Here is a 13,747-nt window from a genome sequence, read left to right as displayed (position 1 = left end):
CGCTGATTTGACATGCTGTCAAAAAAGCAACGGCGCGCGACGGGCGTTCCCCTGGGGATTCGGTCAAGCGATGCGGCGGGAGCACCACGCCCCGCAGCCGGGGCGTGGCGGGCGAGTGTCAGAACCAGCTGTCGCGCATTTCCAGGCAGGTATCGTCGCGGCGGGCCAGCAGCTCCAGCTCGTGATGGCAGCCGGGCACTTCCCAGGTGAGGAAGTAGCGCGCGGCCTGAAGCTTGCCGCGATAGAACTCGACGTCCGCTGCGTTGCCCTTCGCCAGTCCCTGCTCGGCGCGAATTGCCTGTTCCAGCCAGCGCCAGCCGATCACCGCATGGCCGAACACCTTCAGATACAACGCGGAATTGGCCAGCGCCAGGTTGACCTTTCCGGCCATCAGATCGCCGAGCAGCGCCTGGGTCACCTCGGTCAGCCGTGCCAGCAGCTGCTCCAGCGGCTGTCGCAGCGCGTCGAGCGAGCCGAACGCGCTGGCGCGCCCGCAGGTGTCCTGGATCAATCCGAGCAATTGGCGCAGCCCGGCGCCGCCGTTCTGCATGAGCTTGCGGCCCAGCAGGTCGAGCGACTGGATGCCATGGGTGCCCTCGTGGATCGGGTTGAGGCGGTTGTCGCGGTAGTACTGTTCTACCGGATATTCGCGGGTGTAGCCGTGGCCGCCGAGGATCTGAATGGCCAGCTCGTTGGCCTTCAGGCAGAACTCCGAAGGCCAGGATTTGACGATAGGGGTGAGCAGATCGAGCAGTTCGTGGGCCGTTCTGCGCGCGTCCTCTGTCGCGGCGGTCTGCTCCTCGTCGACCAGCCTCGCGGCGTACAGCCCCAGGTCGAACGCGCCTTCGACGTAGGCCTTCTGCGTCAGCAGCATGCGCCGGACGTCCGTGTGCTGGATGATCGGCACCTGCGCCGATGACGGGTCCTTGCCGTCCGGCAGGCGGCCTTGCGGGCGCTCACGGGCGTAATCGAGCGAATACAGGTAACCGGCGTAGCCGAGCATGATGGCGCCCATGCCGACGCCGATGCGCGCGTCGTTCATCATCTGGAACATGTACGACAGGCCTTTGTGCGGCTCGCCGACGAGGTAGCCGACGCACTCGCCGCGGTCGCCGAAGTTGAGTGCGGTCGAGGTGGTGCCGCGCCAGCCCATCTTGTGGAACAGCCCGGCGAGGACCACGTCGTTGCGCGGGCCCAGGTTGCCGTCGTCGTTGACCAGGTACTTCGGCACGATGAACAGGCTGATGCCCTTCACGCCGGGCGGTGCATCCGGCAGCTTGGCCAGCACCATGTGCACGATGTTTTCCGACAGTCCGTGATCGCCACCGGAGATGAAGATCTTGTTGCCCTTCAGTCGATAACTGCCGTCGCCCGCCGGTTCGGCTCGGGTGCGCAGGTCGGACAGGGACGAGCCCGCATGGGGCTCGGTCAGCGCCATGGTGCCGAAGAAGCGGCCTTCGATCATCGGCTTGAGGAAACGCTGCTTCTGCTCATCGCTACCGAAGACCTCGATCAGGTGCGCCGCGCCCATCGACAGCATCGGGTAGGACGAGGTGCCGATGTTGGCCGCCTGGAAATGGGCGAAGCAGGCCCGCGACAACAGGTTCGGCAGCTGCATGCCGCCCTCGTCGAAGCTGCGCGAGGCGTTATGGAAGCCCGCCTCGAGGAAAGCCTCGACAGCCGGCTTCACCTCGGGGATCAGGATCGCCTCGCCGTCCTTGTAGACCGGCTCGTTCTCGTCGGCCTTGCGGTTGTGCGGGGCGAACAGGTTCTCGGCGATGCTGCGTGCGGTGTCGAGCGCGGCATCGAAGGTTTCGCGGCTGTGATCGGCGAAGCGCTCGCGCTGGATCAGCCCTTCGGCGTCGAGCACTTCGTAGAGTTCGAACGCCAGGTTACGCGGGCAGAGCAGAGTCTCGGGCATGGGAATTCCTCCGTGTACATGCGCTCGAGTCTAAGGAGGCGCCAAGCGGGCTGCCTAGCACCATACATTCGGGTGATGGAGCGGCACAGTGGCGGGTTTGCCGTTTGCGCCCGGCCCTCAGCGGGCGCGCGTGGCGAAGTAACCGAGCAGCTGCGCCAGGTGCCCATCGCCGATGCCCGCCTCGATCAGGTGCTGATCAGCCCGAGCGAGGTGTTCTTCGACCTGCTGACGCGCCGCCTCGGGGCCCAGCAGGGCGACTACCGTGCTCTTGCCGACGTCCTTGCCCGAATCCTTGCCGATTTGCTGGGCACTGAGCCCGTCGGCCAGGTCGTCGAGTAGCTGGAAGGCCAACCCCAGCTCGGTGGCGAAGCCGTTCAGGTGGCGCGTGCAGCTGACGCTGGCGTCGGCGATCAGGGCGGCGAACTCCACCGCCGCGGTGAACAGCGGGCAGGTCTTCAGGCGGTTGGTGTGAGCGATGGCCTCCAGCGGTCGGGCGCGTTGCCCTTCGCGCAAATCGTGGTACTGGCCACGTACCAGCCCTTGCGCGCCCGTTGCCTGAGCCAGCAGGCGGACCAGCTGATTGCGCGTCGGAGGCGGCACGCCCTCGGCGGAGGCAGCGACACCGAAGGCCTGGCTGAGCAGCGCGACCGAGCCCAGGACGGCGACGTCTTCACCGAACTGGCGGTGGATGGTCGGGCGACCCCGACGCAACTCGGCGTTGTCCATGCAAGGCATGTCATCAAGAAAGAGGGAGGCGGCATGCACCATCTCGAGGGCGCAGGCCAGGTCGAGCCCAGCCTCGGAAACTGGCGCATCCTGTTGCAGGTCCTTGAGGGTCAACAGGAGCAGCAGCGGACGGACCCGCTTGCCCGGAGCGAGCGTGCCGTCACGCATGGCCGTGGCGATGGCATCCTGCGCCGGGGCCATCGGCAACCACTGGCCTAGCCGTTCGTCGACCTGGGCACGCAGGGCACTGACTGTCCGTTCGAAGTCGTGTTGCGTGTTCGGCAAAGCGATGGCCATGACGACCTCCTGTATCGTTTTTCGTTAGATATCGTGACAATACCTGTACAGCGTGTATAAGTCTTGGCACTTTTTAATGACCACACCCGTCCACATAAGGTCATCGAACGAGGCGCTGCATGACTAAAGAAAACATTGCGGAACGTAAGAATGATCATCTGGACATCGTTCTCGACCCGCGCCGCGCCTGTTCCCTGGTCGACCCGGGCTATGCCGCCCTGACGTTCGAGCATTGCGCGGCGCCGGAGTTGCGTCTCGACGACATCGATGTTCGTGCCGTGCTGTTCGGCCGAACGCTGTCGGCACCGCTGTTGATCAGCTCCATGACCGGCGGCGCGGCGCGTGCTACCCAGATCAACCGTCATCTGGCCGAAGCGGCCGAAGCCCTGGGCATTGCGCTAGGTGTGGGCTCGCAGCGCATCGCCCTGGAAACCGGGGCGGACCAGGGCCTGACGCGCCAATTGCGACAGCTCGCACCCTCGGTGCCGCTGCTGGCCAACTTCGGCGCGGCGCAACTGGTGGCTGGTTACGGCCTGGATGAGGCACAGCGTGCCGTCGACATGATCGAAGCCGATGCGCTGATCATCCACCTGAACCCCTTGCAGGAAGCCGTGCAGACTGGCGGCGATCGTGACTGGCGGGGCGTTTTCACCGCGATCGAGGCGCTCGCGCTGCGGCTGCAGGTGCCCCTGGTCGCGAAGGAGGTCGGGGCGGGGCTTTCCCCGGCCGTGGCGCAACGCCTGCTCGAAGCGGGCGTCTCGGTCATCGACGTGGCCGGGGCGGGCGGTACCAGCTGGGCCGCGGTTGAAGCCGAACGTACGCAGGACCCGCGCCAGCGCGCCATTGCCACGGCGTTCACTGGCTGGGGCATCCCCAGCGCCCAAGCGATCGCCAGAGTGCGGCGCGCCTGCCCAGGCGCCTACCTGATCGCCTCTGGCGGCATTCGCGACGGTATCGATGCAGCCAAGGCGATTCGCCTCGGCGCCGATCTCGTGGGCCAGGCGGCCGGTGTGCTGGATGCGGCGTTGGTCGGGCCGGAGGCGGTCATCGAGCACTTCCAGGTGCTGATCGAGCAGTTGCGCATCGCCTGCTTCTGCACGGGCTCGCCCGACCTGGTGGCGCTGGCGCAGGCGCCACTGCTGCCGCCGTTCGACCCGTCCGGTCTGTGATGAGTCGGAGGCGCTCGATGCCCGGCTGCCGCGCCAGGAGGTGGCAATGACGCATTTTGCGGTGATCGCACCGCCCTTTCACAGTCATCTGCGCGCCCTGGAAGCCATCGCCGCGCAGCTGATCGACCGCGGCCATCGGGTCACTTTCGTGCAGCAGGCGGATGTGGCAGCGGCGCTGCGTCATCCCGGGCTCGGCTTCGCCCAGGTAGGCGCCGGCTCGCATCCACCAGGCTCGTTGTCGGCGGTGGTCGACCGGGCCGCGCGGCCGGGTGGACCCTGGGGCATCCGTCGCGTGATCGCCGACATGGCGGCCGCGACCGAAATGTTCTGCCGTGATGCCCCGCTGCTGCTGCGATCGATCGGTGTCGAGGCGCTGATCGCCGACCAGATGGAGCCGGCCGGTGGTTTGTTGGCCGAGCACCTGGGGCTACCGTTCGTCTCCGTGGCCTGCGCGCTGCCGGTCAATCGCGAGCCGTTGTTGCCGCTGCCGGTGATGCCCTGGCGGTACCGGGCGACCCCTTGGGGCGAGCAGCTGAACCTCCACAGCAGCAAGGTGTACGACCGCGCCATGCAGCCGCACGCCGAGGTCATTGGCCGCTACGCCGCGGCTTTTGAGCTGCCGCCTCGCCAGCGCCTGGATGAATGCCTGTCGCCGCTGCTGCAGCTGAGCCAGACGACCCCTGGCTTCGATTTTCCGCGCGCGGCATTGCCGGCGCACTTCCATGGTGTCGGCCCGCTGCGCTCGACGATGGCCGACGAGCCGGCGCTGGATGTCCCGATCACCACCGGCCGGCCCTTCGCGTTCGCCTCGCTGGGCACGCTGCAGGGCGACCGGCTCGGGCTCTTCGAGCGGATCGCCGAAGCCTGTCGCGAGCTCGAGGTGCAACTGCTGATCGCGCATTGCGGCCGGCTCGGCGCGAAGCAGGAGGCCCGGTTGCGCAAGGCCGGGGCTGATTGGGTCACCGATTTCGCACCGCAGCGGGCGGTCCTGGCGCGTGCTGATGTGCTGGTGACCCATGCCGGCCTGAACACCGTGCTCGATGCGCTGGAAGCCGGCGTGCCGAGCCTGGCGCTGCCGATCGCTTTCGACCAGCCAGGCGTCGCGGCGCGGGTGGTGCATGCTGGCGTCGGGCTGAAACTCGATCCGCGCCTGGCCAGTCGTCGGCGGATCGCGGCGGCGATGCATCGCCTGCTGCGCGAACCCGGTTTTGCCCAGCGCGCGCGTAGCCTTGGCGCCGAAGTGCGTGGAGCCGGCGGTGCGGCACGGGCGGCGACACTGATCGAGCAGTCGCTCGGACGCCTGACCCCAGCGGCCCGGGAGGTCGAGCATGGCTGATGCGGACCTGATCCTGGTCGGCGGTGGCCTGGCCAACGGGCTCCTGGCCCTGCGCTTGCGCCAGCAGCGGCCCGATCTGCGCCTGCTGGTGCTGGAGCAGGGCGACACCCTGGGCGGCAATCACACCTGGTCCTTTCACCAGCACGACCTGACGCCGGTTCAGCATCGTTGGCTGGAACCGATGGTGGGCAAGCGCTGGCCCGACTATGAAGTGATCTTTCCCGACCTGCAGCGCCGGCTGGGCAGCGGTTACGCGAGCATCTTTTCGGAGCGCTTTCACCGGTACCTGATGTCCGAGCTGAGCGATGGCGTGCGTTTGCGAACCACCGTTGCCAGCGTGGAGCCACAAAGGGTGCGTCTGGCCTCGGGGGACATCCTGCAAGCCGGCGCCGTGATCGACGGGCGCGGCGTGCGGCGCAGCGCTCAGCTGGCGCTGGGCTTCCAGAAGTTTCTCGGCCAGGAGTTGCGTCTGCAACGGCCCCATGGCCTGCAGGCGCCGATCATCATGGACGCCAGCGTCGCCCAGAAAGACGGCTATCGCTTCGTCTACGTGCTGCCGCTCAGCGTCGACAGCCTGCTGATCGAAGACACCTACTACGCCGACGGCGACGCGGTGGCGCCGGAGACACTGCGCGCCAATATCCAGCGCTACGCCGAGGGCCGCGGCTGGGCGATCCGCGAGGTGCTGCGCGAGGAGCAGGGCGTGCTGCCCATCGTGCTGTCCGGCGATATCGCGGCGTTCTGGGACGAGTCGCGTGGCGTGCCGCAGAGCGGGCTGTCGGCCGCGCTGTTCCACCCCACCACGGGCTATTCGCTGCTCGATGCGGTGCGCCTGGCCGACCACCTGGTTGCCCTCGATCGCTGGGACGCAGGCAGCCTGTTCGCCGCGATTCGCGACTATTCCACGCTGCAGTGGCGCCGGCGCGGCTTCTTCCGCCTGCTCAATCGCATGCTGTTCATGGCCGGCCCGGCGGATCGCCGCTGGGCGGTGATGCAACGTTTCTACCGGCTGCGCGAACCGCTGATCCAGCGCTTCTACGCGGCCGAGCTGACTGCCTGGGACCGCTTGCGCATCGTCTCGGGCAAACCTCCCGTGCCGGTGGGCGAGGCGCTGCGGGCGCTGGCCGCCAGCAATCTGCACAAGGACAGACGATGAACCAGGCAACAGGCGGTGTGAGGCGGGCGGTGGTGATCGGTGCCGGTTTCGGCGGGCTGGCGTTGGCGATCCGCCTGCAGCGCGCCGGCGTCCAGACGACGCTGCTGGAGAAGCGCGACAAGCCGGGCGGCCGCGCCTACGTCTACCACGACCAGGGCTTCACCTTCGACGCCGGGCCGACGGTGATCACCGATCCGCCGGCGTTGGAAGAACTCTTCAGCGGCGCCGGCAAGCGCATGGCCGACTATGTCGAACTGCTGCCGGTCAGCCCCTTCTACCGGCTGTGCTGGGAGGACGGCTACAGCTTCGACTACGTCAACGACCAGGCCCAGCTGGACCGGCAGATCCACGCGCTCAACCCTCGTGACGTGGCCGGCTATCAGCGCTTTCTCGCCTATTCGCGGGCGGTGTACGAGGAGGGCTACGTCAAGCTCGGCACCGTGCCCTTCCTGTCGTTTCGCAGCATGATCGGCGTCGCGCCGCAGCTGGCCAAGCTGCAGGCCTGGCGCAACGTGTACAGCATGGTGGCCAAGTTCGTGGAGAACGACCGGCTGCGCCAGGCCTTGTCCTTTCACTCGCTGCTGGTCGGCGGCAATCCGTTCGAGACCTCGTCCATCTACGCGCTGATCCATGCCCTGGAGCGCCAGGGCGGTGTCTGGTTTCCCCGCGGCGGGACCGGGGCGCTGGTGCAGGGGATGGTCCGGCTGTTCGAGGATCTGGGCGGCAGGCTGGAGCTGAACGCCGAGGTCGCGCGGATCGAGCTGGAGGCTGGACGTGCGAAGGCCGTGATCACGGCGGACGGTCGCCGCTTCGACACCGATGCGGTGGCGTCCAACGCGGATGTGGTCAACACCTACAAGCAGCTGCTCGGGCATGAGGAGCGTGGTCGCGACGAGGCCAAACGGCTCTCCGGCAAGCGTTTCTCGATGTCCCTGTTCGTCATCCATTTCGGTCTCAAGCGCCGTCATGAGCACCTGCAGCATCATACGGTGTGCTTCGGCCCGCGTTACCGCGAGCTGATCGACGAGATATTCAAGCGCGAGACGCTGGCCGACGACTTTTCTCTCTACCTGCACGCGCCCTGCGTCACCGATCCCTCGCTGGCGCCGGAAGGCTGCGCCAGCCATTACGTGCTGGCGCCGGTGCCGCACCTGGGCACGGCGGATATCGACTGGGCGGAGGAGGGGCCGAAGTACCGCGACCGCATCTTCGAGTACCTGGAGCGGCACTACATGCCGGGGCTGCGCGGCGATCTGGTGACCCACCGGATCTTCACGCCGCAGGATTTCCGCGACGAGCTCAACGCCCATCTGGGCTCGGCGTTTTCGCTGGAGCCGATCCTCACCCAGAGCGCCTGGTTCCGCCCGCACAACCGCGATGACGTGATTCCCAACCTCTATATCGTCGGCGCCGGCACTCACCCGGGTGCCGGCGTGCCGGGCGTCGTCGGTTCGGCCAAGGCCACCGCCGGGCTGATGCTGGAGGACTTCATGTTGAAGGAGCAGGCCAGATGAACGATCAGGTCATCGATCACTCCACTCAGGCGATCAATGTCGGCTCCAAGAGCTTCGCCGCGGCGGCTAAGCTGTTTGACGAGCGCACCCGCCAGAGCGCGGTGATGCTCTACGCCTGGTGCCGTCATTGCGACGACGTGATCGACGGGCAGACTCTGGGGCATGGCCAGGTCGAAGGCGATCGCTCCACCGGCGAAGCGCGGTTGGCCGAGCTGGTCGATCTCACCGAGCGCGCCTACGCTGGCGAGCCGATGGCCGATCCGGCGTTCGCCGCCTTCCAGCAGGTGATCCAGCGGCACCGGATTCCCAAGGCCCATCCGCTGGAGCACCTGGCGGGTTTTCGCATGGATGTGCAGGGCTACCGCTACCAGACCCTCGACGACACCCTGCTGTATTGCTACCGGGTTGCCGGCGTGGTGGGCCTGATGATGGCGCGGGTGATGGGCGCCGAGGCGGAGCCGACGCTGGATCGCGCCTGTGATCTGGGCTTAGCCTTTCAGCTGACCAACATTGCCCGCGATATCGTCGAGGATGCGCAGATCGGCCGCGTCTACCTGCCGGCCGAGTGGCTGGCGGAGGTGGGTATTCCAGAGGACGAGGTCGCGCTGCCTCAGCACCGTGCCGCGTTGGCGACGCTGGCGGCGCGGCTGGTGGATCTGGCCGAGCCCTACTATCAGTCGGCGTCTCAGGGCCTGCGCGACCTGCCGCTACGCTCGGCCTGGTCGATTGCCACCGCCCATGGCGTCTACCGGCAGATCGGCGTCGAGGTGAAAGCGCGCGGCGCGGCGGCCTGGGATGCGCGGGTGTCGACGAGCAAAGGGCAGAAGCTGCAGTTCCTGCTGGGGGGCGGCGTGCTGGCGCTGGCCTCGCGGCGGATGCAGGTCAGGCCGCGTCCTGACGATCTCTGGAGGCGTCCTCGCTAGCGCTCGCCTTGCGCAGCGGCCCGTCGTGCAGCTCGCGCAGCTGGCGCTTGAGCACCGGCAGCGGCGGCGCGTAGAGAAAACCGAAGGACACGCAGCGCTCCTTGCCTTCGACCGCGTGGTGCAGGCGATGCGCCTGATACAGCCGCTTGAGGTAGCCGTTGCGCGGCACGTAGCGCAGCGGCCAGCGGTGATGGACCAGCCCGTCATGGGCGACGAAATAGAGAAAGCCGTAGGCCGTCATCCCGGCGCCGATCCATTCCAGCGGGTGATAACCGGCCGTGCCGAGGGCGATCAGCCCGATCGCCACGCCAGCGAACACCACCGCATAGAGGTCGTTCTTCTCGAACCAGCCGCTGCGCGGCTCGTGGTGCGACTTGTGCCAACCCCAGCCCCAGCCGTGCATCACGTACTTGTGCGCCCACCAGGCGAAGACTTCCATGCCGGCGAGCGTGGCGAGAAAAACGAGTGCGTTGGTCAACAGGCTCATACCGGTCCTTCCATCTGCAGGTGAGCACAGTCTACGCCGTGCGGCGCGCCAGTCGAGTCCGGCGCCGACGCCTGGCGGGCATCTTCAGAGTCGCCACCCCGTAGCCAGTTCAGCGGTCAGGCGCGCTGCGCCGATGGCCCGACAGCCGCTGGCGTTCTGCCCGGCCCAAAGGGGCGAGAAATCGCTCACGCCGGCGGGCTCGGCCTGGCCGCGCAGGCGTGCAATGGCATTACCGGCCAGCGGAAAGGCAGGCACCGCGGCCGGGCGGGGACCGAGTTCGCGGATCAGGCGATTGACGATGCCGCGCGCCGGACGACCGGAAAACAGTGTGGTCAGCACCGTCTGCTCGACGCCAGGGCTTTGCAGTGCCTGGCGGTGCAGGGGGCTGGCGCGGCTCTCGTCGCACAGCAGGTAAGCCGTGCCAATCTGCACGCCGGCAGCACCCAGCGCTTGTGCGGCCGCGACGCCCTGCGCATCGGCGATGCCGCCGGCCGCGATCACGGGCAGGTCCAGCGCGGCGACCAACTGGGGCAGCAGTGCGAAGGTGCCGACCTGGCCGTCGAGGTCATCGCTCAGGAACAGTCCGCGGTGGCCGCCGGCCTCCAGCCCCTGCGCAATCACCGCATCGACGCCTTTCGCCTGCAGCCAGCGGCCTTCTTCGAGCGTCGTGGCGCTGGACAGCACCTTGGCTCCGGTCGCCCTGACGCGCTGAAGCAATGCCTCGTCGGGCAGCCCGAAGTGAAAGCTCACCACCGCCGGCCGGTGCCGCTCCACCACCTCGGCCATCGCCGCGTCGAAGGGGCGGCGCGTGGCACCATCCGGGATGCTCGTCGGCTCGATGCCATGCGCCGCCAGATAGGGCGCCAGCAGGTCGAGCCAAGCCTGGTTGCGCGCCGGGTCGGCGGGAGGCGTGCGATGGCAGAAGAAATTGACGTTGTAGGGCTTGCGGGTGAGGGCGCCCATGGCGGTCAGTTCGGCGTCGAGCAGGTTCGCATCGAGCATGCCCGCGGGGATCGAGCCCAGTCCGCCGGCATTGGAGACGGCCGCCGCGAGCTCATGGTTCTGCGAACCGGCCATGGGCGCCTGGATGAGGGGCAGGCTGATCTGGAAAAGGTCGCGGATGTCCATCGAGGTTCCTCGGGCTGCTTGGGCGGGCCCCACACTGTAGCAGCCGCCGGTCGAGGTTCGGCATCGGGGCGTGCCGCGCGCCCCTGCGAATCGGGGCGCCGCACGGTTAGACTGTGCGCTCTTCAGGAGTGCCCGATGAACTACCGCCACGCTTTTCATGCCGGCAATCATGCCGATGTCTTCAAACACCTCGTCTTGTCCCGACTGTTCGCCCTGTTGTCACGCAAGGAGGCGCCGCTCGCCTACCTCGACAGCCATGCCGGCGTTGGCCTGTATGACCTGGCTGGCGACCAGGCCAGCCGCACCGGCGAATGGCTGCAAGGCATCGCGCGCCTGTGGCAGGCCGATGACGTGCCGGCTTCGGTGGCGGGCTACCTCGAGACGGTCCGCGCGCTCAACCGCGATGGCGAACTGCGCTACTACCCTGGCTCGCCTGAGTTGGCGCGACGCCTGACCCGCTCGCAGGACCGGCTGCACCTCAACGAAAAACATCCCGAAGACGGCCGTCTGCTGAAGGACAACATGGCCGGTGACCGTCGCGTCGCCGTGCACCTGGGCGAGGGCTGGCACGTCCCGCGCGCGCTGCTGCCGACCGCAGAGAAGCGCGTGGTGCTCCTGATCGATCCGCCCTTCGAGAAAGCCGACGAGCTGAGCCGCTGCGTGCAGGCCATGAACGAGGCGCTCGGGCGCATGCGCCAGACCATTGGCGTGATCTGGTATCCGATCAAGGACGAGCGCCAGCTCAAGCGCTTCTACCAGGACCTGTCTCGCAGCGACGCGCCCAAGCTGCTGCGCGCCGAGCTGTATGTCCATCCCACCGACGAGGCCTTGCGACTGAATGGGTCCGGCCTGGCGATCAGCAATCCGCCATGGGGGCTGGAGGAGGAACTGCGCGAGCTGCTGCCCTGGCTGTCCAGGCTGCTCGGGCAGAGCGAGGGCGGTTGGCGGTTGGACTGGTTGGTGGAGGAGAAGTAGCGGCAAGCGGGTGCCATCGGGGTCGCGCTAGGCGATGTCGGAAGCCGGGTCGGGACCGCAGTGGCCAGTGATCGCCTAGCTGGCCCCTACGGGTGGGTGAAGCAGCTTCGTGGGGTGGATTTCAGGCTGATATCACTGACGCCGCCTGGTGAACCGGTGATGCGGGATCCGCGCTGCATCGGGGTCGCGCCCAGCGTCCAGCTCAAAACAACTTCAGCGGTTCTTCCTGCAGTGCCGCCATCTGCTCGCGCAGGATCAGCACCTGGTCACCCCAGTAGCGTTCGCTGCCAAACCAGGGAAAGCTCATCGGGAACGCTGGATCATCCCAACGGCGCGCCAGCCAGGCGCTGTAGTGCATCAGCCGCAGGGCGCGCAGCGCTTCGATCAGCGGCAGTTCGCGTGGGGTGAACTCGTGGAATTCGCTATAGCCTTCCACCAGCTCGGACAGTTGCCCGAGCCGCTCCTGACGATCACCGGCGAGCATCATCCAGATGTCCTGCACCGAGGGGCCCATGCGGCAGTCATCCAGGTCCACGAGGTAAAACGCGTCGTCACGGGCCAGGATGTTGCCGGGGTGGCAGTCGCCGTGCAGGCGTATCGGCTGAAAGTCGGTACAGTCGAACAGATCGTCGACGAGATTCAGTAGGTCGCGCGCCACTGATTCGTAAGCGGGCAACAGGCTCTTCGGCACGAAGCCGCCGTCGAGCAGGGTCGCCAAGGAGGCGTGGCCGAAGCGCTGGGTATCGAGTGTTTCGCGATGCTCGAACGGGCGACTGGCACTGACGGCGTGCATGCGACCCAGCAACTGGCCGAGGCGGTAGACCTGATCGAGATTGCCCGGCTCGGGCGCGCGGCCACCGCGCCGGGGAAAGAGCGCGAAGCGGAAACCGGCATGTTCGAACAGGGTCCTGCCGTTCTGCTCGATCGGCGCCACAACCGGGATCTCGCGATCGGCCAGTTCGCGGGCGAACTGATGCTCCTCGAGGATGGACGCATCGCTCCAGCGACCGGGGCGATAGAACTTCGCCACGATTGGCGTCTCGCCCTCGAGGCCGACCTGATAGACGCGATTTTCGTAGCTGTTGAGCGCCAGCACGCGCGCGTCGCTGAGGAATCCGGCGCTTTCCACCGCATCGAGCACAAGGTCAGGGGTGAGTGTGTCGAAGGGATGGCTCATGGTTGGCTCCGTGGACGGGCGGCCAGTGTATTGCACTGGTGCGTTTACACAACTCGCATTCCGGTCGGGTGCGAACGACGGTACCCGGGCAAGCAAAGGCGCCTTGGCGAACGGCGTCAAATTCACCCACCCGCCATGCCTGGCCGCGGAATTTCAGTCGCCCGGCTTGGGTGTCCGTGCCAGGCAGTACACATCGACGCGCGCGGCCCCGGCGCGTTTGAGTAGCCGGGCCAGTGCCTCGGCCGTGGCGCCGGTGGTGAGCACATCGTCGATGATCGCGACGTGTCGATCTGCGAGGTTGTCCCCGCCTGCCAGGGCGAAGGCCTGCCGCAGGTTGCGCCGACGACTGGCCGCGTCGAGCCCCTGCTGTGACGGAGTGTCCTGTATGCGTTGAAGCCGCTTGCCATCGACCGGGATTCGGAGTGCCCGGCTGAGCCAGTCGGCCAGCATCTGCGCCTGGTTGAAACCGCGCTGGCGTAGTCGCCGGCGGGCCAGGGGTACCGGCAGCAGGATGTCCGGTCGTGGCAGGCCTTCATCGAACCCGTGCTGCAGATGGCGCGCCAGTTGTTCGGCCAGCAGCCGTCCGAGCGGCCAGCGTGACTGATGCTTGAAGCGGCTGATAAGGGTGTCGACGGGAAAGGCGAAGCGCCAGGGGACGGCCACGTGGTCGAAGCTCGGCGGGCGCTTCTGGCAGTTGCCACAGACCACGCCCGAGGCGGGTAACGGCAGTGCGCAGACCGAGCAGCGGCCGCCGAGCCAGGGCAGCTCGGCTTCGCAAGCGGCGCACAGGGATTGGTCGGCTTCGCAGCGTTCGTCGCAAAGCAGACAGATTTGGTTAATTTTTATCCACTTGTAAACCATGATTCCTTTCCTGGTTGACAGCGCATTGACCTTGGCTAACCATTTCGCATCCGTGCCAGGCCTGCCGGGCCGCTATT

Annotated in this window: 12 protein-coding genes; 6 read left to right on the top strand and 6 right to left on the bottom strand. The window is 67.2% G+C overall.

The features are described from left to right. Nucleotides 1–118: 118 nt before the first annotated feature. Nucleotides 119–1,921, bottom strand: a complete 1,803-nt coding sequence (locus MST27_RS00900) for an acyl-CoA dehydrogenase (protein WP_243604124.1) — start codon at nucleotides 1,919–1,921, stop codon at nucleotides 119–121. A 117-nt stretch (nucleotides 1,922–2,038) separates the two neighbouring features. Continuing rightward, on the bottom strand, nucleotides 2,039–2,944 hold the full coding sequence (locus MST27_RS00895) for a polyprenyl synthetase family protein (protein ID WP_243604123.1): 906 nt from the start codon (nucleotides 2,942–2,944) through the stop codon (nucleotides 2,039–2,041). A gap of 119 nt (nucleotides 2,945–3,063) precedes the next feature. Here MST27_RS00895 and fni point away from each other — a divergent pair, with 119 nt between their 5' ends. Genes fni through crtB form a run of 5 tightly spaced genes read left to right on the top strand, consistent with a single transcriptional unit; the run spans nucleotide 3,064 to nucleotide 9,042 of the window. Continuing rightward, a complete protein-coding gene (gene fni, locus MST27_RS00890; RefSeq protein WP_243604122.1) occupies nucleotides 3,064–4,113 on the top strand; it encodes a type 2 isopentenyl-diphosphate Delta-isomerase in 1,050 nt (349 codons plus the stop codon). Between the two features lie 46 nt (nucleotides 4,114–4,159). Next, the gene (locus MST27_RS00885; protein ID WP_243604121.1) at nucleotides 4,160–5,449 is read left to right on the top strand and encodes a glycosyltransferase; all 1,290 of its coding nucleotides are present in this window, start codon (nucleotides 4,160–4,162) and stop codon (nucleotides 5,447–5,449) included. Then, nucleotides 5,442–6,605 (top strand): lycopene beta-cyclase CrtY, encoded by a 1,164-nt coding sequence (gene crtY / locus MST27_RS00880; RefSeq protein WP_243604120.1) that lies wholly within the window; start codon nucleotides 5,442–5,444, stop codon nucleotides 6,603–6,605. Before MST27_RS00885 ends, crtY begins: the two co-directional genes overlap by 8 nt. Further along, nucleotides 6,602–8,119 carry a phytoene desaturase gene (locus tag MST27_RS00875; protein WP_243604119.1) on the top strand — a complete coding sequence of 506 codons (1,518 nt, stop codon included), beginning with the start codon at nucleotides 6,602–6,604 and terminating at the stop codon, nucleotides 8,117–8,119. Before crtY ends, MST27_RS00875 begins: the two co-directional genes overlap by 4 nt. After that, nucleotides 8,116–9,042, top strand: coding sequence for a 15-cis-phytoene synthase CrtB (gene crtB / locus MST27_RS00870; RefSeq protein WP_243604118.1), 927 nt, complete (start codon nucleotides 8,116–8,118; stop codon nucleotides 9,040–9,042). The genes MST27_RS00875 and crtB overlap by 4 nt, the downstream gene beginning before the upstream one ends. Here crtB and MST27_RS00865 read toward each other — a convergent pair. Together MST27_RS00865 and MST27_RS00860 are read right to left on the bottom strand one after the other, a co-directional pair. Continuing rightward, nucleotides 9,002–9,529, bottom strand: coding sequence for a sterol desaturase family protein (locus tag MST27_RS00865; RefSeq protein ID WP_243604117.1), 528 nt, complete (start codon nucleotides 9,527–9,529; stop codon nucleotides 9,002–9,004). The two genes, crtB and MST27_RS00865, sit on opposite strands and share 41 nt — an antisense overlap. An 84-nt stretch (nucleotides 9,530–9,613) precedes the next feature. Further along, entirely contained in the window at nucleotides 9,614–10,657 is a 1,044-nt protein-coding gene (locus MST27_RS00860; protein WP_243604116.1) for an NAD(P)H-dependent flavin oxidoreductase, read from the bottom strand. 135 nt (nucleotides 10,658–10,792) lie between these two features. Here MST27_RS00860 and MST27_RS00855 point away from each other — a divergent pair, with 135 nt between their 5' ends. Continuing rightward, nucleotides 10,793–11,632: a 23S rRNA (adenine(2030)-N(6))-methyltransferase RlmJ gene (locus MST27_RS00855; protein WP_243604115.1), complete on the top strand. Its 840-nt coding sequence runs from the start codon at nucleotides 10,793–10,795 to the stop codon at nucleotides 11,630–11,632. 202 nt (nucleotides 11,633–11,834) lie between these two features. Here the strand turns inward: MST27_RS00855 and MST27_RS00850 are convergent, their stop codons facing one another. Beyond that, nucleotides 11,835–12,809, bottom strand: a complete 975-nt coding sequence (locus MST27_RS00850; protein ID WP_243604114.1) for a serine/threonine protein kinase — start codon at nucleotides 12,807–12,809, stop codon at nucleotides 11,835–11,837. A 153-nt stretch (nucleotides 12,810–12,962) separates the two neighbouring features. Continuing rightward, a complete protein-coding gene (locus tag MST27_RS00845) occupies nucleotides 12,963–13,670 on the bottom strand; it encodes a ComF family protein (RefSeq protein WP_243604113.1) in 708 nt (235 codons plus the stop codon). Between the last annotated feature and the right edge of the window lie 77 nt (nucleotides 13,671–13,747).

This window comes from Stutzerimonas marianensis, assembly GCF_022810315.1.
GTDB classification, from domain to species: Bacteria; Pseudomonadota; Gammaproteobacteria; order Pseudomonadales; family Pseudomonadaceae; genus Stutzerimonas; species Stutzerimonas marianensis.
The sequence above is the reverse complement of the archived record's forward strand: the minus strand, read 5'-3'. Positions and strand labels throughout refer to the sequence as shown.

Coding starts and splice junctions, on each gene's coding strand:
- MST27_RS00900 (WP_243604124.1), bottom strand. CDS start 1,921: ATGCCCGAGACTCTGCTCTGCCCGCGTAACCTGGCGTTCGAACTCTAC.
- MST27_RS00895 (WP_243604123.1), bottom strand. CDS start 2,944: ATGGCCATCGCTTTGCCGAACACGCAACACGACTTCGAACGGACAGTC.
- fni (WP_243604122.1), top strand. CDS start 3,064: ATGACTAAAGAAAACATTGCGGAACGTAAGAATGATCATCTGGACATC.
- MST27_RS00885 (WP_243604121.1), top strand. CDS start 4,160: ATGACGCATTTTGCGGTGATCGCACCGCCCTTTCACAGTCATCTGCGC.
- crtY (WP_243604120.1), top strand. CDS start 5,442: ATGGCTGATGCGGACCTGATCCTGGTCGGCGGTGGCCTGGCCAACGGG.
- MST27_RS00875 (WP_243604119.1), top strand. CDS start 6,602: ATGAACCAGGCAACAGGCGGTGTGAGGCGGGCGGTGGTGATCGGTGCC.
- crtB (WP_243604118.1), top strand. CDS start 8,116: ATGAACGATCAGGTCATCGATCACTCCACTCAGGCGATCAATGTCGGC.
- MST27_RS00865 (WP_243604117.1), bottom strand. CDS start 9,529: ATGAGCCTGTTGACCAACGCACTCGTTTTTCTCGCCACGCTCGCCGGC.
- MST27_RS00860 (WP_243604116.1), bottom strand. CDS start 10,657: ATGGACATCCGCGACCTTTTCCAGATCAGCCTGCCCCTCATCCAGGCG.
- MST27_RS00855 (WP_243604115.1), top strand. CDS start 10,793: ATGAACTACCGCCACGCTTTTCATGCCGGCAATCATGCCGATGTCTTC.
- MST27_RS00850 (WP_243604114.1), bottom strand. CDS start 12,809: ATGAGCCATCCCTTCGACACACTCACCCCTGACCTTGTGCTCGATGCG.
- MST27_RS00845 (WP_243604113.1), bottom strand. CDS start 13,670: ATGGTTTACAAGTGGATAAAAATTAACCAAATCTGTCTGCTTTGCGAC.